This window comes from Pseudorhodobacter wandonensis (genome assembly GCF_001202035.1).
Taxonomy (GTDB): domain Bacteria; phylum Pseudomonadota; class Alphaproteobacteria; order Rhodobacterales; family Rhodobacteraceae; genus Pseudorhodobacter; species Pseudorhodobacter wandonensis.
Map to the genome: position 1 here is coordinate 284,210 of NZ_LGHT01000044.1, position 24,827 is coordinate 309,036.

A 24,827-nucleotide genomic window follows, 5' to 3' on the forward strand; every position below is an offset into this window, starting at 1 on the left:
CGATCAAACCAAACGGGGGTTCGGCTTGGTGCCGTCAATGTCATATTTCTTTAGCGCGGCTTTCAGCGTTTTCTCGTCAATCGTGCCGTCACGGTACAGATCAACCATCGCGGCGGCGGCGATATGGTTCGCATCCACCTCAAAGAACCGGCGCAGGTTCACGCGGCTGTCCGACCGCCCGTACCCATCGGTGCCCAGCACGGTAAACCGCCCCGGCACAAAGGCGCGGATTTGCTCGGCATAGTTCTTCATGTAATCCGTGGCCGCGATGATCGGGCCTTTCGCACCCTCCAACACTGACGTCACATATGGCACCTTCTGGTCGCCCAGCGGGTTCAAACGGTTGTGGCGCGCGGCGTCCTGGCCATCGCGGGCCAGCTCGTTCAAGCTGGTCGCCGACCAGATATCCGAGGTCACGCCAAAGTCGGCCGACAGCATCTCTGCCGCCTTCATCGCCTGCACCAGAATGGTGCCCGAACCCAGCAGGTTCACATGCGCCTTGGCCGGTTTCACCTTCTTCAACCGGTACAGGCCCTTGATAATACCCTCTTCCGACCCCGCAGGCATTTCGGGGTGGGCATAGTTTTCGTTCATCAAAGTCAGGTAGAAATACACATCTTCCTGATCCTTGCCATACATCCGTTCCATCCCGTGATGGATCAGAACCGCCACCTCATGCTGGAAAGTCGGGTCATAGGTGATGCAGTTCGGGATGGTCGACGCCAGAATATGGCTGTGGCCATCTTCATGCTGCAAACCTTCGCCGTTCAGCGTGGTCCGTCCTGCGGTGCCGCCCAGCATAAAGCCGCGCGCACGGCTGTCGCCTGCCGCCCAGGCCAAGTCACCAATACGCTGGAACCCGAACATCGAGTAATAGATGAAAAACGGCACCATCTGCACGCCGTGGTTGGCATAGGATGTCGCCGCCGCAATCCAGTCGGCCATCGCGCCGGCCTCGTTAATGCCTTCCTGCAGAACTTGGCCCGATTCAGACTCGCGGTAATACATCATCTGGTCGGCGTCTTCGGGGGTATAGTGCTGACCCAGCGGGTTATAAATCCCAACCGAGCGGAACAGCCCCTCCATCCCAAAGGTGCGGCTTTCATCCGGCACAATCGGCACAACGTTCTTGCCCATATTCTTGTCACGCAGCAGCGTGGTCAGAATGCGCACAAAGGCCATTGTGGTTGAAATCTCACGCTCGCCCGACGATTCCAGCTGCGCCTTGAATGCAGTCAGCGGTGGAATTTCCAGCTTGGGCGTGTCTTTCCACGTCCGTTGCGGGAAGGCACCGCCAAGCGCCGCACGGCGTTCGGCCAGATAGGCCTTTTGCGCGTTGTTCAGTTTGACAAACGGCGCCTTGGGCAGGTCTTCGTCGCTAACCGGAATCTTGAAACGGTCACGGAAGGCACGCAACTGGTCTTCGGCCAGTTTCTTTTGCTGGTGCGTGGTGTTCTGGCCTTCGCCAGCAGTGCCCATGCCGTAACCTTTGACGGTTTTTACCAGCAAACAGGTCGGTTGGCCCTTAACCTCGGTCGCGCGTTTGAAAGTCGCATAAACCTTTTCCGGGTCATGCCCGCCGCGCCGCAAGGACCAAATCTGATCGTCGGTCCAATCGGCCACCAGTGCCGCCGTTTCGGGGTATTTGCCAAAGAAATTCTTGCGGATATAGGCACCGTCTTTGGATTTGAACGTCTGGTAATCACCATCCACCGTTTCATCCATCAACTGCCGCAACCGGCCGCTAGAGTCTTTTTCCAGCAGCTCGTCCCAGCCTTTGCCCCACAGCAGCTTGATAACTTCCCAGCCCGCGCCGCGGAACTCGCCCTCAAGCTCTTGTACAATTTTGCCATTGCCGCGCACAGGGCCGTCAAGCCGCTGCAAGTTGCAGTTGACCACGAAAATCAGGTTGTCCAACCCTTCGCGCGCGGCCAGCGAAATCGCACCCAGCGACTCCGGCTCGTCCATCTCGCCATCGCCGAGAAAGCACCAGACCTTGCGGTCGGCCATGTCGATATGGCCGCGGTTGTGCATGTATTTCATGAACCGCGCCTGATAGATCGCCATCAACGGGCCAAGGCCCATCGAAACCGTCGGGAACTGCCAATAATCGGGCATCAACCACGGGTGCGGATAGGATGACAGGCCTTTGCCATCCACTTCCGACCGGAAGTTGACCAGCGTTTCCTCATCAATCCGGCCTTCCATAAACGACCGTGCGTAAATCCCCGGCACCACATGGCCTTGGAAAAACACCAGATCGCCGCCGTGAATCGCCGATTTCGCGCGCCAGAAATGGTTTAACCCGATGTCATACATCACTGCCGAGGACGCAAAAGACGCGATATGCCCGCCGTATTCGCTGCTTTCCTTGTTGCGCCGCACAACCGTCGCCATCGCGTTCCAACGGTTGATCGTGCGAATGCGCCATTCCATTTCCAGATCGCCCGGAAATTCGGGCAGATCATCGCTGGCAAGTGTATTCTGATATGGCGTAGTCGCCGAAAAGGGCAGGGTCGCCCCCGCCGCGCGGGCCTGTTGTACGGCCTTGTCCAGCAAGAAATGCGCACGGTTGGCGCCGTCCTTTTCGATCACATCCGCAATAGCATCCTGCCATTCCTGGGTTTCAATCGCATCAATATCGGGGGTCAGTTCAGGCATTCGGGTCATCTCCAGAATGGTCAGGTAAAAAAGGGGGGTGGGGGCTAACGGTTTGCCCTGAATCGCAAGGCCGACAATTGGGGCTGCATGATTTCAGGACTTCGTTCAACGGCTAAACAACGCGTTTTGGTGGCAGAAAAGCGGTTGTTTTGCAGTGACGTCATATAGAAAGGATATCCTTGGGCGGAGATCTGCGATTCGGTCGATATAGCCTGCAGTTGTAATCGTGGCCTTGGCGGTATGAGACCAAAACGGCCCTGAAACCAACTCTTGGTAGGCTATCGTTTGTTATGATAAGCATATTGCCTGAATTGGCAATGCGGGTTTTTTTGGTGCCAAATGAATCTGCATTTCCCCCTATTAAGTGCGAAAATTTTGCAATTCCCGGCATTTGGGGTTCTGGGCCAGTGAAGGCCCAGAACAATCGCTATGCCTTATTCATACAGCGAAGGCAGCCAGAGCGAGAATTGGGGAACAAATGTCACCAGCAACAAGGCAGCCAAAATCGCCAGATAGAATGGCCAGATCGTCTTGAGTGCTTGCTCGATCTTAATCTTGCCCACGGCGCAACCCACGAACAGGCATGTGCCTACAGGCGGTGTGCACAGCCCAAGGCCAAGATTGACAAGCATCATGATGCCGAACTGCACCGGGTCCATGCCAAGGCCTTTGGCGATCGGCAAAAAGATCGGTGTGCAGATCAGGATAAGCGCAGCCATGTCCATGATCATGCCAAGGATGAGCAGGATCAGGTTGATCATCAGCAAGATGATGATCGGATTGTCCGAAATCGACACCAGCAAGTTGCTTAGCTCGGCCGGTACCTGATACAGCGCCAGCAAATAGGCGAAAGAGCTGGCAAAGGCGATCAGGATCATCACCATCGATGTGGTCCGCACAGCACCGGTGACCGATTTCATGAACGCATCCCAGCTCAGGCTGCGGTAATAGAATTTGGTCAGCAGCACCGCGTAAATCGCACCAAACGCACCGGATTCGGTTACCGTGAACACACCCGACAAGGTGCCGCCCACGATGATCACAGCCGTCATAAAGCCGGGCAGCGCATCAACCGAGCTGCGCGCCACTTCGCCCCAACCGGGAAAGGGCTCGGCCGGGTATTTATGCTTGACCGACAGAATATAGGCCGCAACCGCAAGGCAGACGCACATCAGAATGCCCGGAATAACCCCCGCCATAAACAGCTTGGAAACCGAGATACCGCCACCTGCAGCCACCGCAAAGATGATCATGTTATGGCTTGGCGGAATAACGATCCCCGCGATCGATGACGTCACGGTCACGTTCACCGCGAAATCGGGGCGATAGCCGCGCTCTTTCATCACTGGAATCAACAGCGAACCCAGCGCCGAAATATCGGCCACAGCCGAACCCGAAATACCACCAAACAACATGCTGGAAAAGATATTGACCATGGCCAGACCACCTTTGAAGTGGCCAACCAAGGCGGATGCCAGCTTGACGAGCCGCTGGGCGATACCGCCATGCAACATGATCTCGCCGGCGAAAACAAAGAACGGAATCGCCAGCAGCGAAAACACCGAAACGCCCGCGGTTGCCCGCTGGAACGTGATCAGCATCGGAAAGCCTTCGTACCAAAAGGCCGCCGCCGCCGCGATGCCCATGGCAAATGCGACCGGGGCGCCGACGATAACGCCAACCCCGAAGACGCACAGCAAAATTGCCAAACCCATAGTCAAGCTTCCTTTTCGTCGGTCGAGGGAACCCAGTCCCGATATGTCAGAATGCGCAGAACCGCCCGTGTGCCTGCAAACAACAGCACCAACCCGCCGCAAGACGTGATGGCAAGCGTGCGAAAACTCTCAGGGATGTTCAGCATCGGCAGCAGGGTCGCCCAACCAAATTTCATCAGCGCGATGCCGGCGATCAGCATGCTTGCCCCAAAGGCGGCAACGATCAGATCGATCACGATCATAACGATCTTTTGCAGCCCCAACGGAACAATATCGCGAAACAAGGTCACGCCGATATGCGTATCTTCGTGTACGCCTGCCGCAGCCCCCAAAAAGGTGATGTAGCAGATTAACAGCAGGGCCAACTGCTCTACCCAAGTGGGCGTCACGTTCAGAACATAGCGTCCGAAAACCAGCCAGCCAAAGGTTACGATCAGCACGACCAAGGCGACAGAGGCTATCCAAAAACAAGCGGCGCTAATCCGGTCAAGGAAAAGCCTGATATTTTGAACGGTAGGCGAAGTATTTGTCATCATTGCACCCGAATGTATGAAGGGGCTTGCGCATAAGCGGCAAAAGGCCCGCTAAAACAGCGGGCCTTTCACACATCTTTTTTGCTTAGTCAGCGTTACGGATCATGTTGACCAGATCGGTCAGCGCTGGATTGTCAGCAATGAACTTGTCGTAAACTGGTGCCATTGCCGCCTGGAAGGGTGCTTTGTCGGCAATCGTGTTCACTTCGGTGCCGCCAGCTTTTACTTTTTCCATGCTGGCCGCTTCACGTGCCTGCCACAGCTCACGCTGCAACAAGGCGCTTGCGTGACCGGCGTCTTTCACGATGGTCTGCTGCTCAGGTGTCAGCTTGTCCCATGTCGCTTTGCTCATGCACAGGCACTCGGGGATGATCAGGTGCTCGGTCAAGGAATAGTACTTGGCCACTTCAAAGTGGTTGGTCGACTCGTAGGATGGCGGGTTGTTTTCCGCACCGTCCACAACGCCGGTCTTGATCGACTGATACACTTCACCAAAGGCCATTGGTGTCGCGTTGCCTTTCATGGCCTCAACCATCATCACGAACAAATCGTTGCTCATCACGCGGATTTTCAGGCCTTTCACGTCGTCAGGCGTGTTGATCGGGTGCTGCGAGTTGTAGAAAGAGCGCGCGCCGGCATCATACCAACCCAATGGCACCATGCCCTTGGCGATCATGCCTTCGCCGATCTTCTCACCAACTTCGCCATCCATCAGCTTGTACATCTGCGGGATGCTTTTAAAGATGAAAGGCAAGGAAACCACGTTGGTTTCAGGAATTGCCTGACCCATTGGCCCAAGGCTGAATTCACCGAAATCGATCGCGCCAAGACGAACTTGCTCAATCGCATCCGGCTGGTCGCCCAAAACGCCGTTGTTATAGATTTTGCCAGTGATCGCGCCGCCAGTTTTCTCGGTCACTTCCTTCATGAACGATTCCATCGCGATCGAAACCGGATAGTCGTCAACGTGGATGTTCCAGCCACGCAAGTCGGTTGCACCCGATGCAGTCGCAACAAGGCTGACACCCAGCGCCGCACCTGCTGCTACTGCATTGATCTTTTTAAAAAACGTCATACGATCCTCCCAGATCTTCTGTGTTCTATGTCTCTCGATTGCCCGGCGAACCTCGTTTTGGGTTTGTTGCCGCGGGAATCGATCCCCATCCTCGAGTATGCTAGTATGCCAGATTGACAAGTATTGTCAAATAACGAATTTCCGTAGCGGCTATTTTTGTATGTTTGCGCTGTTCAAACAGCCTAGTGGCGGAATTCTGCGCCGTATAGACTTGATTGCGCTCTGGCCCAAAAAACTCTGTGGCACCCGAAGGTGCCACAGGCCGTCTTAGCGGAATGATCCGGGCATCAGCAGTTTCGGTAACCACAATACGATCTCGGGGAATATGATAATTAGCAGCAATATCAGCAGCATGGGAATCAAGATGATCACCACGTCCCGCATGACCTGCATCACATTCATCCCGCCAATTGCCGCCGATATCAGCAAACACAGCCCATAGGGCGGCGTCACCAATCCAAAGGCCAGTGATACAATCCCGATAATCGCAAAGCTGACAGGCTCAATCCCCGCCGCTTGCGCGACCGGCATCAAAACCGTGCCCAAGATGATGATCGTCGGAATCGCATCGATGAACAGGCCGAAAAACAAGAACAGCGCTGCGATCAACAAGCCCGTGCCCAATGGCCCGAATTGCGTAGCCGTCATCGCAGCCACAATCAGCCGTGGCACGTTGTAAAACGACAGCATCCAACCAAAGGCCGAGGCCGTGCCAATCGCAAACAAGGAAATCGACGCGAACCGGCCTGTATCATACAAAATTGCACCCAAGTCGCGGACGCTGACGGTGCGATAGACGAACATCCCCAAAATCAGCGCATAACCTGCGGCGATAATCGCGCTTTCGGTGGGGGTCACGATACCGCCAACAATGCCGCCGATGACCAAAATCGGGGTAAACATCGCCAGCGCCGCACCCTTTAGCGCATGCCAGAATTCGGCAAACGTCGGGGTGCCGGCGGTCGGATAGTTGTAAACCTTGGCATAGCCATACACCGTTGCCATCAACGCCAGCCCGATCAGTATCCCCGGAATGGCTCCGCCCAGAAACAGCGCGCCCACTGAAACTTGCATCACGCCGCCCCAGACGACCATCAGGATGCTGGGCGGAATGATCACCCCCATCACCGATGAACAGGCCGTAATCGCAATGGAAAAGCGGGTGTCATAGCCCTCTTTCACCATCGCAGGGATCAAAATCTTGCCGCAACCCGCAGCATCGGCCGTCGAAGACCCCGAAATCCCGGCAAACAGCATCGATACGGCCACGTTCACATGGCCCAGCCCGCCGGGCATCCACCCCGTCAGCACACGCGCCAATTCAATCAGCTTATCCGTCACCTTGCCCGAGTTCATCAGGTTCGCGGCCAGCAAAAAGAACGGCACCGCCAGCAGGATGAACGAGTTATACGACTGAAACATCCGGTCGATGATGATAAACGGCGTGAGCCGCATATCCATCATCACAATCGGAATCGTCGCAATCCCCAATGCAAAGGCCACCGGAACCCGAATTGCGACCAGAAAAATAAACCCGCCCACCAAAATTGAACAAGCCATAACGGTAGAAACGATCATACAAAATCCTCCCGCGATTTGCGGTATATTGAAATCGCCTCATACAGCCGGTACCCCGCAAACAGGGTCCAGACCACGCCAGCAATGGGAACAGAAATAAAGGTGACCATCAGGTTGGCCCGCATCATGACCGAGTTCTGGATGCTGCCGAACTTGGCGTATTCGATGCCGTAAAATGCAAAAAGCATCGCAAAAACCAGAATCAGCACCAGCACAACCCCGTTTTGCAGCAAAATCATCAACGGCCGTTTGGCATCGGGCGTCACGCGCACATCAAAATGAATACCATCCCAAACCGCCACCATCGACCCGATCATCACGACCCAGACAAAGATAAAGGTCGAAAGCTCTTCGGTCCAAAGATAGGTCGGGATAATCCCCGTATACCGCGAAATCACCTGCATCGCGACGGGTATGGCCAGCGAGCCCATCAAAATCGCCAGCAAAACGCGCAACACATTCGCAAACTTGTCCAAGACAACGCCCATTTACGCCCCCGAAATCTAGTGCCCAAAACACGAAAAAACCCCGAGGCAACCTGCGCTGCCCCGGGGTATCGGCAATTACTTCGCGCGGATTGCGTTCAGCAGTTCGGTCGCGCCCAACTCGGCTGCATAGGCGTCCTGCACGGGGACAACCATTTTCAGCATTTCGTCACGGCCTTCAAACGGGATCAGTGTGATCTGCTTGGCATCGGCCATTTCCTGACGCTTTTCGCCGTCTTCACGCGATTCCAGCTCGCGGCCAAATTCGCCTGCTTCCTTGCCGGCTTTCAGCACAGCCGCTTGCAGCGCCTCGGGCAATGCGCGGAAGGTCTTGCCGCTCATCACGATCGGACGCACGGTGATCGCGTGCTGGGTCAGGGTCAAATACGGCGCCACTTCATAAAACTTCAGGTTCTGAATGCTGGCAGCCTCGTTTTCAAACCCTTCGATAACGCCGGTCTGGATTGCGTTATACACTTCGTTATAGGCAATCGCCGAAGGGGCCGCATGCAGGGCCGCAAAGATTTGTGCCTGAATCGGCGCACCCATCACGCGCATCCGAAAGCCGTTCAACTCGGCCATATCCTTGATCGGCTTGGCCGAAAGGATGTTGCGCACGCCGCCACCGTTATAACCGATGATCTTGATATCGGCTTTTTCCAGCAACTCTGCCTCAAGCGGGGCCAGAACGTCGCTGGACAGAACGGCGTTCCAATGGTCCAGATCGCGGAACAGGAACGGCATATCCATCAACGGAATAGACGGCGAGAACACCGCCATATTCGATGGCGCGAGGATCGTGTAATCCACGGCCACGCCTTGGTTCAGATAGGTCACATAATCCGACTCTACGCCCAATTCGCCATTCAGGCGCAAATCGAACGTGACATCGCCGTCATAGTTTTCTTTCACCAGATCCGCAAATTTGCGCAGCGTTTTGGTATAGGCATGGTTTTCGTCAAACATGCTGGCGCCGCGCAGCGTGACCTGCGCACTGGCTGTGCTTGCCAACACGCTTGTCGCCAGAACGGCGCCCGATAGCAAAGTGACGGTTTTCTTGAAAATTGACATGGTTGTCCTCCCTAACAGCGGGCCGCTCCCAGTTGGGTGGCCCTAAACTGGCGGCATTAAGTTGTATGCAATTGTAAAGAGTCAAGGATAATTTGGTCATTTTTGTCAAATTCATTAACCTGCATGGCAAGGATTTTTGCCGAAAAACGAACGTTTGTTTTATAAAAACGGCATAAACACCCCCTTTTCATCAAGATTTGCAAAGCAAAATATTACAAATATTGACGCATCAATTCCGTCTTGCTACCTAGTATTGGGTAGGGGGCGCAGATCAAAAATGCATCGGACAGGCAAGCAACAAGCCGCAAAGCCTTGGGCAGTCAACGGGCGGTCGTCCGCCGGATCAGACCATCCACCGCCCATGAACCGGTTGAGAAGGCCAGATTTGCGCGATATGCCCCCACAATGTTTCACCGCCGCGTTTCTCCCTTCGGCGCCAATCCTTCAACCGACCCCAAATCCATAGAGGATCTTTTGCAATGGCGCCCAGCGAGCGGCACATAAAGACAGACCCGACCGCGCATGAGGCCGCACGGACCTTGGCCGACCAAGCCTATGAACAAATCCTGTCGATGATTATTCATGGCGAAATCGCGGTTGGTGCCAAGCTGCCGACCGAACATGCGCTCAGCCAGCGCTTTGGCATGTCACGCCCCGTTCTGCGTCAGGCCCTGCAACATCTGCGCAACGATGATCTGATCGTGTCGCGTCAGGGGTCGGGCTCTTACGTCACGCGCAAACCGGATGGCGAGGTGCTGGAATTCGCGCCGATCGGCTCTATTGCCGACATCCAGCGCACCTTTGAATTTCGCGTCGCGGTTGAGGGCGAGGCCGCCTATTTCGCCGCCAAGCGTCGCAGTGATGCCGAGCTGGCCGCGATCAAGGCGGCGCTTCTGGCACTTGATGCCTGTATCGCGCAGGGCGAATTGGGCGCTGACGCGGATGAGGATTTTCACGCCGCGATTTGCGACGCTTCGGGCAATCAGTATTTCACCGCGGCGCGGCATTCGATGAAGGCCAATATCCTGACCGGCCTGAACCTGACCCGCAACCTGTCGCTGACCAAGCCCAAAGACCGCCTGCAACTGGTCCAGAAAGAGCATTACGCCATTTACAACGCCATCGCCGCAGGCGATCAGATCGCCGCGCGTGAGGCGATGCGCGCCCATATCGAAAACGCCCGCAAACGGGTTTTCGACGGCACACCGGAAAGCTGATCACCGGCTTTCGCAGCTTGTTACCATGGTCGTCCACAGCATCGCCAAAATGCTGCAACATTCCGGCGTGCAGCACGGCACGCTTAACTGCACGCGATGTCAGGCCGATGCAGCCAAAGCCATTAGCGCATCATATTCCACGCCTGAAAATCAAGACCCATCGGCCCCGCCAAGTCTTGCGCGGAATCATACACCAGCTCTAGCGCGTAATGCGGGTTATGCACGAATGCGCCTTTGTCCGAGGTCACGAATTTCCAGTTATAGGTGGCTTGCAGCAGGCGCGGTGTCCAGGCGTTATAGGCAACAGCATTGCCGTTTTGCTCATCTATGCGGCCATCGCCATTGGCATCGGCAAAGAAATAGGGAAAGCGGTGGTCATCAAACACCATCGGCACGCCCGCAACCTTGGTCGCATAGTCGATAATCAACCCCTGCAGCCGCTCTGCATTGGCGGCCAGATCGGCGCGCAACCCTTTTTTCAGATCGCCGCTGCCGTCATAGCTGATGCGCGACAGGCGGATATTGTCCAGCTTGCTATCCTCATGGCAGGTGCTGCACGCGTCTTGTGCCACCTTCAGGCTGTGCGGTTCGTGGCAGGAAACGCAGGTTTCCACCGGCCGCGCGTGGAAAAAGCGGCCGCTATAGTCCTTATCCGGATACTGAAACCCCGACCCGCCATAGCCGCCCAACCACGTCGCCGCCGCAACGGCATAATGCGGGTTGATGAACTTCAACTCGGGGTTCGGCGCGTCGGGCTCCAGCGTGGCAACTGCTTTGGAAATCATATTACCCGCCGCGCGACCTTGGTGGCACGTCATGCAAGATGCCTCGGCTGTGGTGGCAACGGGGTGCATCAGGCCGCTGGGGAATTTAACCTCGGTCACTTTGTTCAGGGCAGGGTTGTGGCAGGTGTCGCAATCAACCACGCCGCCAACCGGTGTGGGGCCTTTCTTTACCCCCGGCGCGCTGCCATCCAACCCGTGAAAGCTGCGAAACCCCGCACCCGAATGGCAGGTCGCGCAAACGGGTGGAATCTCGCCCTCACTATCCCAATGCGCAAAGGCCTCGGCATGCGAATCAGAATGGCCCGACCGCGCCCAGTTTGCGATGGCCGTCTGGTTCGCGATCTTGATCTCATCGGGTTTGAACGGCCCCGAGCGCGGCTTCACAAACTGCCCCAGCTCTTGTGCGATTGCCTCAATTTCGGGCGAAGTGCCGGTGGTTTGCGCTTGGGCTGCACCAATTGCGGGCAGTACCGCCAGTGCGAGGCCGAAAGAAACATGTATTCCAAATAAATCTTTTATTCTCAATGACATATATTTCTTCCTTTTTTGCAGCGGGTACACCTTCGAATAAAACTATGGTATCAGAAATGACGAAATTTCGCAACGATCTCGCCGCCGCAGCCTGTGCCGCACGGCTTTGTCAGATGGATATGTGATGCGCTTTTCGCCGCTTTCTTCCGGGCTGATCTTGCCCCCCTCGGGGGCTGCCCCTGCGCAGACAACGGCCACCGAAAATCTGACCGCCGAAGCCGCGCTGACCCCCGCCCCGAACGAAGAGCTGCGCGTCGATCTGCTGGTCGCCGAAGATGCAAAGGTGGCTCAGGGCCAGCCGGTGCTGCGCTTGCGGTCTGCGCCTGATATTGTGCTGGTGGCCCCGATGGCAGGGCGGGTCGCGCGGGTTGATCTGCGGCCCGGCCGCAGGCTGTCGCAGGTTGTGTTCTTTCAGGATGACCATTGCAACCGCCACGCCTTTGACACCAAATCCCCCGCTTTGCCTGCCTTGCTGCAGGCCTCGGGGCTGTGGCGCAGCATTTGCAGCCGCCCCTTTGGCCGCATGCCCCGCGCCACAGAATCCCCCGCCGCGATATTTGTCATGGGCATTGATACGACCCCCGATGCCCCACCCCCATGGGCCGCCATCGCGGGCCGAGAGGATGATTTCAGCCGTGGCCTTGCCGCGCTGACCGCTTTCCCCGCCAAGCTGTTTTTGTGTGAGCCTGCGCATCAGCCATCCCCCATCCAGCCACCCGCAACCTTCACGCGCCTGCCCATCCGTCCCATCCATCCGCAAGGTCTGGCCGGCTGGCAAATCCACCGTCATTTCCCCGCCACCCCCAGCGCCCCGGTGTGGGAAATCCACGCCGAAGATGTCGCCGATATTGGCGGGTTGCTTGCCACCGGTTATCTGCCCGCAACGCGTCTGGTCAGCCTATCTGGTGATGCTTTGCGTGCGCCCGCCATGATGCATTGTCAGAAAGGCGCCGATCTGCGCGGTCTTGGCCAATCCCTGCTGCGCCCCGGCCCGCATGAGGTGCTTTCGGGGTCAATCCTGACAGGTCTGCCCGCGCATTGGCTTGGGGTCCATGACCGGCAAGCCACATTCCCGACTCTGCGTGCCACCACCAAGCCCCCGCATTGGTTTGCTGCGGCCCTTGAACGCGCGGCCCGCCATGCGCCAATCATCCCCTCGGCGGCGCTAGACCAATCGCTTGGCGGTGCAGTTCCCGCCGCCGCCCTCATCCGTGCCCTCGCCACCGCCGATACTGAAGGGTTCACCCGCCTTGGTGGCCTGTCGCTACTGGCCGAGGACGTCGCGCTTGCCGATTACGCCACCGGCGCACGCCCGCGCCTTGCCACCCAGTTGCGCGCCATTCTGCACAAAATTGCCGCCGAGGAGGACGCGCTATGAAACGAGGTCTTTGGGACCGCGAGATCATCGCCCTGCTGTTGCTGCTTGCCATGCTGCCGATGGTTCTGGCGTGGCTGGCCTATGGCGGGTTGGATGCCGCTGGCCGCCTTGCTTTTACCCTTATAACCTCGGGCCTCTGGCACCTTGTCTTTATGCTGGCCCGTGCGCAACCGCCCTCCTTTGCCGGTGCCGTGACCGCCATCGCCGTGGCCATGCTCGCCCCGGCCGATCTGACGCTTTGGCAACTCGTGCTTGGCATCAGCTTTGGCTCTGTCATGGCCGAGCTGGTGTTTGGCGGCTGGGGGCGCAATGTGCTGAACCCCGCCACCGTCACGCTCGCCTTCCTCGGCTTTGGTTTTCCCACAGCCCCTTGGCATGATTTCGCGCTACCCGTGGCTTGGGCCGCCATCCCTGCACTGGCGATCGGCGCACTTTATGGTGTGATGTCATGGCGGCTGATCCTTGGGGCGCTGGCGGTGCTTGGCGTGGCACTTGCTGCCCACTTGCCCGTCACCGCAGCGCTGCCCAGCACCGCAATCGTCTTCGCCCTGCTGGTCACCGACCCGGTCGCCAGCGCCCATACCCGCGCCGGCAGTTGGCTGAACGGTGCGCTTTTCGCCGCGCTTGTTACGCTGTTTGCCACGCAGTGGCACAGCGCCGCCCCCGCCCAAATCGCCGTTTCGGCGGCACTGCTTACCTCACTCGCAGCACCCTTGCTGGATGAGGCCGCAATCGCATTCTGGCTGTCGCGCAGGAGAAAACGTCATGGCTAACCTGAACCCCTTTGCCGCGTGGCGCCGCCTTTTGGCCCTGCCGAATGAAAGCCGCACCAAAACGGTTGCCATCGCTTTCCTCGTATCGGCCATATGCGCGCTGTTTGTCAGCGGTGCCACGGTCGTCTTGCGGCCCATCCAAACGGCCAACCGCGCGGCCGAGCAACAGGCGCGGCTGGAAACCCTGATCGCAGGTATCCCCGGCATGTCCGACCTTCTGGCCCAATCGGGGGGCACACTGTCCACCGTGGTGATCGACCTTACCAAAGGCGCAGTTGCCGAAATTGCCCCCGCCGACCTGACCACAGCGCTGCAAGACAGCAGCAACTGGACCGGCCTGACCGCTGCCCAAGATACCGCAGGCCTTGGCCAGCGCCCTAACTTCGCGCAGGTCTATTTCCTGCGCGGGCCGGATGGCAACCTGTCACTTGCCCTGCTGCCAATCACGGGTGACGGTTATAACGGCCCGATTGATGCCATTCTGGCCCTGCGTGCAGATACGCAAACCATCGCAGGCCTTGCTATCACCAACCAGTCCGAAACCCCCGGCCTTGGCGCGCGGATCGAAGAACCCGCGTGGCTGTCGCAATTCGGCGGCAAAACCGCGCTTGATGCCAGCGGCGCGCCGCGCTTTGCCGTCGCCAAAGGCACCGCAGGCAGCGAATATGAGGTGGACGGCATCACCGGTGCCACCCGCACCTCAAACGCGATCACCCGCATCATGCGGTTCTGGCTGGGGGATGACGGCTACGGCCCGCTGCTGGCCGCAATCCGGCGGGGGGCGTTTTAGGTCATGCCCGCAAGCCCCAGCCTTTGGCAGGTTCTTACCGCCCCGCTAATCCGGCAAAATCCGGTTACGCTGCAAATCCTTGGCATTTGTTCGGCGCTGGCAGTCACCACCTCAATGGCGACTGCGCTGACCATGTCGGCAGCGCTGACAGCAACGCTTGTGATGTCGGCGGGCACGATCAGCCTGATCCGCCGCCATATCCCCGATAGCATCCGCCTGATCGTGCAAATCGTCATTGTCGCGTCATTGGTGATTGTAATCGATCAGGTCTTGCAGGCCTATTTGTTCGACATCAGCCAGAAACTATCAGTTTTTGTCAGCCTGATCACCACTAACTGCCTTGTGCTGGGGCGCACGGAATCCTTTTCGCGCCACAACCCGCCCCTGCGATCTATGGTCGATGCGCTGGGCAACGGGCTGGGCTATTCGCTGGTGCTAACGGTGATTGGCGCGGTGCGCGAATTTTTCGGGGCAGGGGCCTTGCTGGGTTGGCAAGTGCTGCCAACAATTGACCAAGGCGGCTGGTACACGCCGCTAAACCTGATGCTGCTGGCACCTTCGGCGTTTTTCCTGCTGGGCGGCTTGGTTTGGGCCATACGCACAGCGTTACCCGATCAGTCCGAGCCGCTGGAATACCTCGCCCCCGATGCACAGGGGGGCAAGGAATGACCGAGCTTTGGGCGCTGTTCTTGCGCGCCGCTTTCGTCGAAAACATGCCGCTGACGTTTTTTCTGGGGCTGTGCACCTTTATCGCACTGTCGCGCAAAACCGCACCGGCGCTGGGCCTTGGCATCGCGATGGTCGCGGTAATGGGCGTCACCGTGCCACTGAACCATCTGATCTATACCACCCTGCTGGCCCCCGGTGCATGGGCTTGGGCGGGTTTGGATGCTGACCTGTCCTATCTGAAACTGATCGCCTTTATCGGCGTCATCGCTGCCACGGTGCAGCTGTTGGAAATGGTGCTGGATCGGTTTTTCCCCGCAATTTACGCCTCATTCGGGGTGTTCTTGCCGCTGCTGACGGTGCAATGCGCCATTCTGGCAGGCAGCCTGTTTATGGTAGATCGTGACTATACGCTTGCCCAATCCACCGTATTCGGCCTTGGCGCAGGTTTTGGCTTTGCGGTCGCGGTGGTCATGCTTGGTGCCATTCGCGCGCGGCTGGTCTATGCCGATCTGCCCCAACGGCTGCGGGGGCTTGGCATCACCTTTATCCTTGCGGGTATGATGTCGCTTGGCTTTTCCGCCTTTGCGCAAATGGTGGCATCATGACCGAAATCCTGCTTGGCGCCTGCATCATCACTGGCCTTATCCTCGCCCTAACGCTTGCCTTGCTTGCCACGCGTCGCAGGCTGATCCCCTCGGGTGCGATGGTCGTTACCGTGAACGGCAGCGAAACCATCACCGCCGCGCGGGGTGATAAATTGCTGGGCGTGTTGCATGGGGCCAGTATCGGCATTCCGGCGGCCTGCGGTGGCTCTGGCACTTGCGGGCTCTGCCGTGTGGTGGTGACGGGTGAGGGCGCGGGCCAACCGATTGCCACCGAAAAGGCGGTGCTATCGGCGGCCGAGCGTAAAGCAAACATCCGTCTCGCCTGCCAAACCACCTTGCGCGGGCCTTGTGCTGTTACGGTGCCAGCGGCGTTTCTGGGGGCAACCGGTTTTGAATGCACCGTGGTATCCAACCGCCAGCTTGCCCCTTTAATCCGAGAGCTGGTTCTGGACCTGCCAGCAGACCAACCTTTTGATTTCCGCGCCGGCGGGTTTTTGCAACTGACCGCGCCGCCCTATACCTTGGATTTCCGCCAGATCGATATCGACCCCGCCTTTCTCGCCATTTGGCAACAGGCCGATTGGCCCGGCCTGCGGTCGGCTTCAACCAGTGCCGTGACCCGTGCCTATTCCATCGCCAACAGACCCGCCGACAAAGGCCGCGCCGTGTTCAACATCCGCCTCGCCGTGCCGCCCGCAGGGGCCGAGCATAGCCTGCCGCCGGGCGTGGTGTCGTCCTGGCTGTTTGCGCTGAAAGCCGGCGATAGGGTTACAGCCTCTGGCCCCTTTGGCGATTTCCATGTTCAACCCACAACGCGCGAGATGGTCTTTATCGGCGGCGGCGTGGGCATGGCCCCCCTGCGCGCGATGATCCATGAACAGATCGGCATAAACACCCCCCGCAAGATGCGCTTTTTCTACGGGGCCCGCACCGCCGCTGACCTGTTTTATGTCGATGAATTCACAGCCATCGCGCAGCAAAACCCCGGTTTCACCTTTACCCCCGCGCTGTCCGACCCCGCCCCCGGCGACCGCTGGCAGGGCGAGACCGGCTTTATCCACGATACCGTCCGCGCCGCGCTGCAAAACCACCCCGCGCCCGAGGAGTGCGAGTATTACCTCTGCGGCCCCCCCGTCATGATCTCTGCCGTGCTGCATATGCTGGCGAAACTGGGGGTCGAACCGCAGTCCATCTTTAACGACGATTTCGGAGGCTGACCCGATGCCCTTTCACCCCACCCGCCGCCAGATGATCGCCCTAACCGGTGCCACGCTGCTGACAGGCCCCAGCCGCGCCGCAAGCCCCACGCAAACCCTGCAGGGCCGCGCTTTTGCCAGCGCGTGGCGCATCACCAGTCAGACCGATGCTGAACGCCATCGCCCCGCCATCGACGCGCTGCTTGCCCAGATTGACCGGCAAATGTCGCCATGGCGGGATGACAGCGAAATCACCCGCTTTAACACCGCCCCCTACGACGCGCCCGCCTCACCGCAACTGACCACTGTCGCCCAAGCCGCCCTGACCCTTGCGCAATCCAGTAACGGCTGGTTTGACCCCAGCGTTGGCCCGCTCGTGGCGCAATGGGGCTTTGGCCCGATCACGGGCGCGGCCAATGGGTGGCAAGGGCTTGCGGCTACAGACACCGCTTTGCACAAAACCAGCCCAACCCTGACGATGGACCTGTGCGGCATCGCCAAAGGCTACGCGCTTGACCGCATGGCCGCGCATTTGCAAGACGCAGGTCTGCAATCTTTCCTGATCGACCTTGGGGGCGAGCTTGCAGCGCTGGGCCAACACCACTCGGGCCGCGATTGGCATGTCGCCATTGAAGATCCGCGCCCAACCCAAAACGCCCCCGCTGCGGCCTTGCGCTTGCCCACAGGCCTGTCGGTGGCAACCTCAGGGCTGCGGGCGCAAAGCTATGGCTTGGGTGGCCGCGATTATGGCCATATCATCAACCCGCATTCCGCCCAGCCCGCAACCGGCACGCTTGCCTCGGTCTCGGTGCTGCATAGCAGCGCGATGCTGGCCGATGGTTGGGCCACCGCCCTTGCCGCAGCCGAAGAATCCGCGCCGCAACTTGCCACGGCAAACGGCATCACCGCGCTGTTTCTGTTCACAACACAGGCAGGGTTGCACATGCAAACCACCGGCGGCTTTGACCGCCACTTGCTTTAGGGGTCGCGAGAAATGGAAATCCTGCTCGCCCTCGGCATCATCCTTCTCGCCGTCCTTGGCCTTGCGCTTGGTACGCTATTCGGGCGCGGGCCTGTCAAAGGGTCGTGCGGCGGTATGGCCTGCCTGAAAGACATCGCCTGCGAAGGCTGCCCCAATCGCAAAGGCCCCCAGCCATGACCGCGCAAACCCTGCACTCCCTGTTGCAAACCAATACGCCCAGCCTGACGCCAGACATGCCGATCCGCCGCGCCGTGGCCTTGCTGGTACAACACAATCTGCCTGCCGCCGCCGTGCTGGATGATAGCGGCGCATTGCGCGGCATCCTTAGCCAGAAAGACTGTTTTCGCCCTGCGCTGAACGCCAGCTATTATCAGGAATGGAAAGGCACGGTTGCCGATTACATGACCGAAAACCCCACCACCCTTGCCGCCAGCAGCGATATTCTGACCGCCGCGCAGGCCTTTCAAACCTATCCCTACCGCGTGTTTCCGGTGCTCGAGGGCGAACGGTTTTTGGGCCTGCTTACCCGCACGGCTGTGCTGAAACGGCTGGTTGAACAGGGTTAATCGGTCTTTTCATAGGTGACAAACGGCACCTTGACCGCCACCTGATCATAGAGCATCCGGCCTTTGTAATTGTTATCTTGCGTGTTCCAATAGGTCATCTTGATGCCGCTCGCCTTGGCGCTGACATGCACGGCATTTATCAAGGCGCGGGCCACGCCTTTGCCGCGCAGCTCGGGCGCGGTGAACAGGTCCATCAAATAGCAGGTATCTTCGACCGTCCACATAAAGCGGTGAAACAGATAATGCGCCAGCCCGACAATCCGGCCATCAACCACCGCTACCAGCCCCTTATACTCGCCCGCGTCACCCGATAGCAGCCGCGCAAACGAGGTTTCATATACCTCTTCGCTAACCGTGGTTTCGTAGAAATTCAGGTAATCCGTCCACAGCCGCCGCCATGCGTCATGGTCTTGGGCCGTTAGCGGGCGGATCAGAATCTGGTCACTCATCGGGCGCTCCTCTTTTGGCCCGAGTTTGGGCGCGAACCGCCCCCCATGCAAGCGCCGCCTAGTGGTGGCGTGCCATCATCGCCTCTTGCGCTGAAACAATGCCCCGCGCTGCCAGATCCGATACCTCGGCCGCGTGTTTTTGCAGCGCCGCCACGGTCTCGGCATCGTCCGAGGTTTGGGTCACGATAATCCCCGTTTCCGTGGGCTCCATTTCTGTCACGATCAACGCGCGGTTTTTGAACAGAATATCCAGTGTCAGGCTTTGAATCGTCACCTTGGGGTCGCGGCCTTGGTCTACGCGGTCAATCATCCCGATCACATGGCTTACCATTTGCTCACGCAGCGCCGGGTTGCTGGTTTCGGTTACCGTGCGGATGCCCTTGGGCAGGTTTTCCACGCTGCGGGTGATCTGTGTATGGCCGTCAAACATCGCGCGCAGTTCGGTTTCTTCCGCAGGGGTGGTATCGACGCCTTTGAACATATGCGCCATGCCCATGCCGCCCATATGGCCCATGCCCATCCCGTGCATGCGCTGCATCACCATATGTTCCAGCGCATAGCGGTTGGCATAGGCAACCCCGCCAAGCACAGCCGCGCCTGTAAGTGTCAGCAAAAGCAATGTGCGTTTCATGATGGCCCCGTCATATTCAATTTATATGATATATAGACCGGCCCTGTTCGCGTCAAGCCGCGTACGGGTTAATATAAGGTTAACAAAAACATGAAATTCATTATATAACAGGTACTTGCAATATTGGCCGCGCGCGGACATGCAGCGCTACATCATCCGGATCACATCCTTGCCCACCGCCAAAACATAGCCCCTGCGGGCAATCGTTTTGACCAGCAATTCTGAAACCAGCTGATTTCCCAAGGCATCGCGCAGCCGCTTCACCCGCGTCGCCCCCGCAGCCTCCTCACAATCCGAGGAATCGCGGCCCGAGATCACCCCCTCAATCTGGGCGCCGGTCATCACATCATCATCCATCCTTGCCTCGGCCAAAACCGACAGCGTTTCAATCGCCGCCTCGGTCAGCTTGAATTCCAGATCATTGATATAAACCGCGTTGCTTTCGCGGCTGATCAGCAGGCTAGAAACCTGAATCCCCGACCGCTGAATCGCGGAAATCCGGCGGTTCAGCGCCACGATTGTCACCAGAAAAACCAAAGCAGCGACCATCAAAGCCGTGGCAAACACCAGCAACACGAAAATCACCACGCGATAGCTGGATAAAACATCCGAAAACGCGGTGCCCGACTGGGCCAGAATTTCCAGCAGCTTGATCTCGGCCCCTGTCGTCAGGCCATCATTCTCAACGAAAAGCTGCTCAACCCGCGCATTAAAGGCGTTGGCATCGGGCAGGTTGATAAACAGAAAAACCGCCGCCGCCAGCAAGATCAGAACAATCGCAGCAATACCGCCGGCAACCACCCGGTTACCCGCCCGCAAGCTTTCAGAAGGAGAGGAAATAGGCACCCGCACTGGCTTTCCTTTCGGCAAGACCCTCAGGCCCGAAAATGGAGACGACGTTCAAAAGTGTCCAGCCCTGTTGTGCCAGCTTCGGCGCAATCACGCCCGCCGCCGCCTCTTTGTTGCAGGCATTGTCTGGCAGCGCCATCACCCCGTAATGCAGCCGTAAAGGATCGTCTTGCTTGGCCTTATAATCTGCATAGCATTCCGCCTGCGCAGTGCTGGCCATCAAAAGGCCCATCACCAAAGCGGCACATCCTTGTTTCACGTACATCGCGCGATCCTCCTGCTCAGAGATTTGTTTTGTAATCTCCTCTGCCGCCAACCTGCCCTGAAACCGCCGCGTTATTCAATATCAACCCACAAAACACGGGGCGCTATTGGATAACACGGCCCCGACATTGCCTGTCAAAATCAGTTGGGGCGAGTGTGAGGCCATCAACCCCGGCGCTTCCAAGTGCTGGCTCATTTGAAAGGATCACACCATGGCTTTTCTGAAAACAACCGCCACCCGCCGTTTTACCGCCACCCTGGCCGCCACAGCGACAGTTCTGGCATTGATGACCGCCGCCGCTGTTCCGGCCCGCGCTGATCAACAAAGCGATGACTTCGCCAAGGCCGTGGCGGCCATCGCTGCGATCGCGATTGCGGGGTCGGCGATCAACACAAAGGATGATCATCGTGCCACGGCCCCTCATCGCCCCCAAGCGCAACCAGTTCATCGTACCCCGCATCGTGGCTATTCCGAGCCGCAACGCCATCGCCGTGAAGCGGTGTTGCCCAGTTGGTGCGCGATGGAAGTGCGTGATCGCCGCCACATCAGCATCGTCTATCCCGAGCGCTGCCTGCGTCGCGCCGGTTTTGATCAGCGCTTGCCACGCCAGTGCGAAATCTCGGTTGGCGGTGGCCGCGGATGGAGCCGCACGGCCTATGATCAAAACTGCCTGCTGAATTCGGGTTTTCGCATACAAGGCCGCCGCCGTTAGGGCGGCCATCCGGGCGCGCAGCTGATCCCCTTGGATGCGCGCCCTATCTTGGGGCAGAGGTTAGAACTGCGCAAAGCATGCAGCCTCTGCCCCCTTTTCATTTGCCGCGTGATCGGCTTTGGTCGCGTCATGACAAAACAAGTCCCAGATGACCAATTTGAAGCCGCCGCCCGAAACCGGGGGGCCATGTGTATCGCCGGCGTAGATGAGGTGGGGCGTGGTCCGCTTGCCGGCCCTGTGACTGCCGCCGCTGTGCGACTGCTGCCGGGGCAGGTTCCACCCGGTTTGAACGACAGCAAGGCGCTGACAGCACGGCGGCGCGAGGCCCTGTTTGGTGCGATCATGGAAATGTGCGAAGTTTCTATCGCCCACGCCTCGGTAGAGGAAATCGATACACTGAACATCTTGCGCGCCAGCCATTTGGCGATGGAGCGTGCGCTGCGTGGCCTGCCTACGCCACCAGACTTTGCGCTGATAGACGGAAATCTCTTGCCCCGCGATCTGCCGTGCAAGGCCGAAGCAATAATCAAAGGTGATGCGCTGTCGTTGTCGATTGCGGCGGCCTCGATTGTGGCAAAAGTGACACGCGATCGGATCATGGTGGATTTGGCGCAACAGCATCCGGGCTATGGATGGGAAAAAAACGCCGGATATCCGACAAAAGAGCATCAGTTGGCGCTCCTAAATCTTGGGGTCACCGCGCATCATAGACGTTCGTTCAAACCTGTACACAATATCTTGTATCAAGAAAAAACTATAACCCCTTGATTCAATAAAGAATTTGACGGCGAATCAGTAATGACTCATCTTTAACCCCAAGAAAACGACGCAAAATGCGCGGGGCAGAGGCAAAGATGATGATTAAAACCAAGACACCAACCAAATCGCCAGAGGCAGAGGTTCTGCCATTGAATCAGATCCTTGCGGGGGATTGCATTGAGTTGATGAACAGCCTGCCAGCGGGTTCAGTTGATCTGATTTTCGCAGATCCACCCTATAACTTGCAGCTAAAGGGTGATTTGCACCGTCCGGATAATTCCAAGGTCGATGCGGTTGATGATCATTGGGACCAGTTTTCCAGCTTTGCCAAATACGACCAGTTCACGCGCGACTGGCTGGCAGCGGCGAAACGCTTGCTGAAACCGAATGGTGCGCTGTGGGTGATCGGGTCGTATCACAACATCTTTCGTGTGGGTGCGACTTTGCAGGATCAAGGCTATTGGGTGCTGAATGATGTGGTTTGGCGCAAGTCGAACCCTATGCCGAACTTTCGCGGCAAGCGCCTGACAAACGCGCATGAAACCCTGATCTGGGCCAGCCGTGATGAGGGTGCGAAATACACCTTTAACTATGAGGCGCTGAAGGCGTTGAATGAAGGCGTGCAAATGCGGTCGGATTGGGTCTTGCCGATTTGTACCGGGCATGAGCGGCTGAAGGACGATGCCGGCGATAAGGCGCACCCGACGCAGAAACCGGAAAGCCTGCTGCACCGGATTTTGGTTGCGACGACCAATCCGGGTGATGTGGTGCTTGACCCGTTCTTTGGCACGGGCACGACGGGGGCTGTGGCCAAGATGCTCGGCCGTGATTTCATCGGGATCGAGCGCGAGGAAGCCTATCGCAAAGTCGCTGAAAAACGCATCAGCAAGGTCCGGAAATTTGACGCCTCGGCGCTGGAAATTACCGGCTCTAAACGGGCGGAGCCTCGGGTTCCGTTCGGGCAGGTTGTCGAGCGTGGGATGCTGCGCCCGGGCGAGGAATTGTATTCGATCGGCAATCGCTTCAAGGCCAAGGTTCGGGCCGATGGCACGCTGGTGGGCAATGATGTGAAAGGCTCGATCCATCAGGTTGGCGCCGCGATGGAGGGCGCGCCGAGCTGTAATGGCTGGACCTATTGGCATTTCAAGCGCGAAGGAAAGATGGTTTCCATCGATATTCTGCGCCAGCAAATCCGGGCCGAGATGGCTGAGGGCCGGCCTAACTAACGCCCCCCTATCTGGATTTTCAAAGTTTACCGCCTGTGTCAGGGGCCGCCCCTGACACCACTTGCCCGCTATGCTTGCATGGCGGGCCTTTTTAGGTGTTTGACCGCGCGCGGACATGTTTGCAAGCTATTGAAATATAACGATACTACCGTTTGCGTTAACCAAAAATTAACGGGTTACGCATCACCTTGGCGCCGGGTTCAGCGCCTTGTTATAGACGTTCCAATCGGTGATGTCGGGGTAATATTTACGCCGCCAGTCGCGCACACGGGGGTTCATCACGCGCTTGAACAGCGGTGGAAACAGCGCGGCGGTTGTCATGATCGGATAGCCATAGGGCAGTTGTGGCGCGTCATCGATTGCGTAGGTTTGCAGCAGGGGAAAACGGCGGTCGGGCTTGTAATGGTGGTCGGAATGGCGCTGCAGGTTGATCAGCAGCCAGTTGGTCGCGCGGTGATCGGCGTTCCACGAATGACGGGGTAAGACGTGCTCGTATTTGCCATCGCCGAGGTGGCGGCGGGTCAGGCCGTAATGCTCGATATAATTGACCAGCTCTAGCTGCCAGATCGCGACGAAAGCCTGAAAGACAAACAGCGCCAACCCGACCCAACCACCAACCGCAAAGGCCAGCAACAGCATGGCCGTTTGCAGCGCGCCATAACGCCAGAACGGGTTGCTGGCATGGGTGGCAGGCAGGTTTCGGCGGGCAAGCATCGCCTTTTCGGCCTTCCAGCTAGAGGCCAGCGATTGGCGCAAAACCCGCGGGAAAAAGCGGTGAAAACCCTCGTTATAGCGGGCGGTCACGGGGTCGCGCGGGGTGCCGATATAGAGGTGATGAACGCGCAGATGCTCGGACCGAAAATGCGAATAGAGGACCGAGGCGAGCAATAGATCGGCCAGCCAGCGTTCAACAGCAGATTTCTGGTGCATGAGTTCGTGGCCGTAATTGATGCCAATCGTACCAGAAATTACCCCCATGCCGAAAAAGACCATGATGGATTCAAACGTGCCGAGGTGTTCGGCGCGCGGCACGTAATAGAGCAGCCAGAGCAGCAGCGAAAACTGTACCGGAAACCAGATCAGGGTAATCGCGCGATACCATTGCAGGCCCGATTCTGGTGTTTCAAGATCGGCGTTTTCGGTGTTGCGGCCGGTGATGACGTCAAGCAGCGAAAACATGCCCCAAGCAGTAAAGGGCATCAGCGCCACCCACCAACCGCCCCAAAGCGTGCCAATGATTGCCACAGGCACAAGTGCCAGCGAGAGCCAGAACGGCAGGGCATTATGGATGCGGGTCACGTCAGCGGCTGGAATGGTCTTCATACT

Annotated in this window: 26 protein-coding genes; 13 read left to right on the plus strand and 13 right to left on the minus strand. The window is 58.1% G+C overall.

Annotation, left to right across the window (positions count from 1 at the left end):
- Positions 1–3: 3 nt before the first annotated feature.
- The 7 genes from aceE to AKU79_RS16325 form a co-directional block, all read right to left on the minus strand.
- Entirely contained in the window at positions 4–2,661 is a 2,658-nt protein-coding gene (aceE, locus tag AKU79_RS16295; RefSeq protein ID WP_050524623.1) for a pyruvate dehydrogenase (acetyl-transferring), homodimeric type, read from the minus strand.
- Between the two features lie 434 nt (positions 2,662–3,095).
- Complete coding sequence (locus AKU79_RS16300; RefSeq protein WP_050524624.1) at positions 3,096–4,376, minus strand: TRAP transporter large permease; 1,281 nt, start codon at positions 4,374–4,376, stop codon at positions 3,096–3,098.
- A 2-nt stretch (positions 4,377–4,378) separates the two neighbouring features.
- Positions 4,379–4,816, minus strand: a complete 438-nt coding sequence (locus tag AKU79_RS16305; protein ID WP_231580212.1) for a TRAP transporter small permease — start codon at positions 4,814–4,816, stop codon at positions 4,379–4,381.
- Positions 4,817–4,994: 178 nt separating this feature from the next.
- Complete coding sequence (locus tag AKU79_RS16310; RefSeq protein WP_050524625.1) at positions 4,995–5,984, minus strand: TRAP transporter substrate-binding protein; 990 nt, start codon at positions 5,982–5,984, stop codon at positions 4,995–4,997.
- 267 nt (positions 5,985–6,251) lie between these two features.
- Entirely contained in the window at positions 6,252–7,562 is a 1,311-nt protein-coding gene (locus AKU79_RS16315; RefSeq protein WP_050524626.1) for a TRAP transporter large permease, read from the minus strand.
- Positions 7,559–8,050 carry a TRAP transporter small permease gene (locus tag AKU79_RS16320; protein WP_050524627.1) on the minus strand — a complete coding sequence of 164 codons (492 nt, stop codon included), beginning with the start codon at positions 8,048–8,050 and terminating at the stop codon, positions 7,559–7,561. The genes AKU79_RS16315 and AKU79_RS16320 overlap by 4 nt, the downstream gene beginning before the upstream one ends.
- Positions 8,051–8,125: 75 nt before the next feature.
- Positions 8,126–9,118 carry a TRAP transporter substrate-binding protein gene (locus AKU79_RS16325; protein ID WP_050524628.1) on the minus strand — a complete coding sequence of 331 codons (993 nt, stop codon included), beginning with the start codon at positions 9,116–9,118 and terminating at the stop codon, positions 8,126–8,128.
- A gap of 479 nt (positions 9,119–9,597) precedes the next feature.
- On the opposite strand from AKU79_RS16325, the gene AKU79_RS16330 reads away from it, so the two are divergent.
- A complete protein-coding gene (locus AKU79_RS16330) occupies positions 9,598–10,335 on the plus strand; it encodes a FadR/GntR family transcriptional regulator (protein ID WP_050524629.1) in 738 nt (245 codons plus the stop codon).
- Between the two features lie 122 nt (positions 10,336–10,457).
- On the opposite strand, the gene AKU79_RS16335 is transcribed toward AKU79_RS16330, so the two are convergent.
- Positions 10,458–11,651, minus strand: coding sequence for a cytochrome c3 family protein (locus AKU79_RS16335; protein ID WP_050524630.1), 1,194 nt, complete (start codon positions 11,649–11,651; stop codon positions 10,458–10,460).
- A gap of 124 nt (positions 11,652–11,775) precedes the next feature.
- Between AKU79_RS16335 and AKU79_RS16340 the strand changes: the two genes are divergently transcribed.
- The 9 genes from AKU79_RS16340 to AKU79_RS16375 are packed head-to-tail and all read left to right on the plus strand — an operon-like array spanning position 11,776 to position 18,610.
- Positions 11,776–13,029 carry a hypothetical protein gene (locus AKU79_RS16340; protein WP_082224083.1) on the plus strand — a complete coding sequence of 418 codons (1,254 nt, stop codon included), beginning with the start codon at positions 11,776–11,778 and terminating at the stop codon, positions 13,027–13,029.
- The gene (locus AKU79_RS16345; protein WP_050524631.1) at positions 13,026–13,802 is read left to right on the plus strand and encodes an RnfABCDGE type electron transport complex subunit D; all 777 of its coding nucleotides are present in this window, start codon (positions 13,026–13,028) and stop codon (positions 13,800–13,802) included. The genes AKU79_RS16340 and AKU79_RS16345 overlap by 4 nt, the downstream gene beginning before the upstream one ends.
- Positions 13,795–14,592 carry an FMN-binding protein gene (locus tag AKU79_RS16350; RefSeq protein ID WP_050524632.1) on the plus strand — a complete coding sequence of 266 codons (798 nt, stop codon included), beginning with the start codon at positions 13,795–13,797 and terminating at the stop codon, positions 14,590–14,592. The genes AKU79_RS16345 and AKU79_RS16350 overlap by 8 nt, the downstream gene beginning before the upstream one ends.
- Positions 14,593–14,595: 3 nt before the next feature.
- A complete protein-coding gene (locus AKU79_RS16355) occupies positions 14,596–15,261 on the plus strand; it encodes an NADH:ubiquinone reductase (Na(+)-transporting) subunit D (RefSeq protein ID WP_050524633.1) in 666 nt (221 codons plus the stop codon).
- The gene (nqrE, locus tag AKU79_RS16360; RefSeq protein ID WP_050524634.1) at positions 15,258–15,866 is read left to right on the plus strand and encodes an NADH:ubiquinone reductase (Na(+)-transporting) subunit E; all 609 of its coding nucleotides are present in this window, start codon (positions 15,258–15,260) and stop codon (positions 15,864–15,866) included. Before AKU79_RS16355 ends, nqrE begins: the two co-directional genes overlap by 4 nt.
- On the plus strand, positions 15,863–17,083 hold the full coding sequence (nqrF, locus tag AKU79_RS16365) for an NADH:ubiquinone reductase (Na(+)-transporting) subunit F (protein ID WP_050524635.1): 1,221 nt from the start codon (positions 15,863–15,865) through the stop codon (positions 17,081–17,083). Before nqrE ends, nqrF begins: the two co-directional genes overlap by 4 nt.
- Positions 17,084–17,087: 4 nt before the next feature.
- Positions 17,088–18,044, plus strand: a complete 957-nt coding sequence (locus tag AKU79_RS16370; RefSeq protein WP_050524636.1) for an FAD:protein FMN transferase — start codon at positions 17,088–17,090, stop codon at positions 18,042–18,044.
- Between the two features lie 12 nt (positions 18,045–18,056).
- Positions 18,057–18,221, plus strand: a complete 165-nt coding sequence (gene nqrM, locus AKU79_RS19380) for a (Na+)-NQR maturation NqrM (protein ID WP_156209829.1) — start codon at positions 18,057–18,059, stop codon at positions 18,219–18,221.
- Positions 18,218–18,610 (plus strand): CBS domain-containing protein, encoded by a 393-nt coding sequence (locus AKU79_RS16375; protein ID WP_050524637.1) that lies wholly within the window; start codon positions 18,218–18,220, stop codon positions 18,608–18,610. The genes nqrM and AKU79_RS16375 overlap by 4 nt, the downstream gene beginning before the upstream one ends.
- Here the strand turns inward: AKU79_RS16375 and AKU79_RS16380 are convergent.
- The 4 genes from AKU79_RS16380 to AKU79_RS16395 form a co-directional block, all read right to left on the minus strand.
- Complete coding sequence (locus AKU79_RS16380; protein ID WP_050524638.1) at positions 18,607–19,059, minus strand: GNAT family N-acetyltransferase; 453 nt, start codon at positions 19,057–19,059, stop codon at positions 18,607–18,609. The two genes, AKU79_RS16375 and AKU79_RS16380, sit on opposite strands and share 4 nt — an antisense overlap.
- A gap of 58 nt (positions 19,060–19,117) precedes the next feature.
- A complete protein-coding gene (locus AKU79_RS16385) occupies positions 19,118–19,690 on the minus strand; it encodes a hypothetical protein (protein WP_156209831.1) in 573 nt (190 codons plus the stop codon).
- A gap of 147 nt (positions 19,691–19,837) precedes the next feature.
- Positions 19,838–20,542 (minus strand): winged helix-turn-helix domain-containing protein, encoded by a 705-nt coding sequence (locus tag AKU79_RS16390; RefSeq protein ID WP_156209833.1) that lies wholly within the window; start codon positions 20,540–20,542, stop codon positions 19,838–19,840.
- On the minus strand, positions 20,514–20,804 hold the full coding sequence (locus AKU79_RS16395; RefSeq protein WP_050524640.1) for a hypothetical protein: 291 nt from the start codon (positions 20,802–20,804) through the stop codon (positions 20,514–20,516). Before AKU79_RS16395 ends, AKU79_RS16390 begins: the two co-directional genes overlap by 29 nt.
- Before the next feature lie 211 nt (positions 20,805–21,015).
- Between AKU79_RS16395 and AKU79_RS16400 the strand changes: the two genes are divergently transcribed.
- The 3 genes from AKU79_RS16400 (at position 21,016) to AKU79_RS16410 (ending at position 23,501) form a co-directional block, all read left to right on the plus strand.
- Positions 21,016–21,516, plus strand: a complete 501-nt coding sequence (locus AKU79_RS16400; RefSeq protein WP_050524641.1) for a hypothetical protein — start codon at positions 21,016–21,018, stop codon at positions 21,514–21,516.
- A 129-nt stretch (positions 21,517–21,645) separates the two neighbouring features.
- On the plus strand, positions 21,646–22,284 hold the full coding sequence (locus AKU79_RS16405) for a ribonuclease HII (RefSeq protein WP_050524862.1): 639 nt from the start codon (positions 21,646–21,648) through the stop codon (positions 22,282–22,284).
- A gap of 86 nt (positions 22,285–22,370) precedes the next feature.
- Complete coding sequence (locus AKU79_RS16410) at positions 22,371–23,501, plus strand: site-specific DNA-methyltransferase (protein ID WP_050524863.1); 1,131 nt, start codon at positions 22,371–22,373, stop codon at positions 23,499–23,501.
- A gap of 183 nt (positions 23,502–23,684) precedes the next feature.
- Here AKU79_RS16410 and AKU79_RS16415 read toward each other — a convergent pair whose 3' ends face one another.
- Positions 23,685–24,824 (minus strand): alkane 1-monooxygenase, encoded by a 1,140-nt coding sequence (locus AKU79_RS16415; protein WP_050524642.1) that lies wholly within the window; start codon positions 24,822–24,824, stop codon positions 23,685–23,687.
- Between the last annotated feature and the right edge of the window lie 3 nt (positions 24,825–24,827).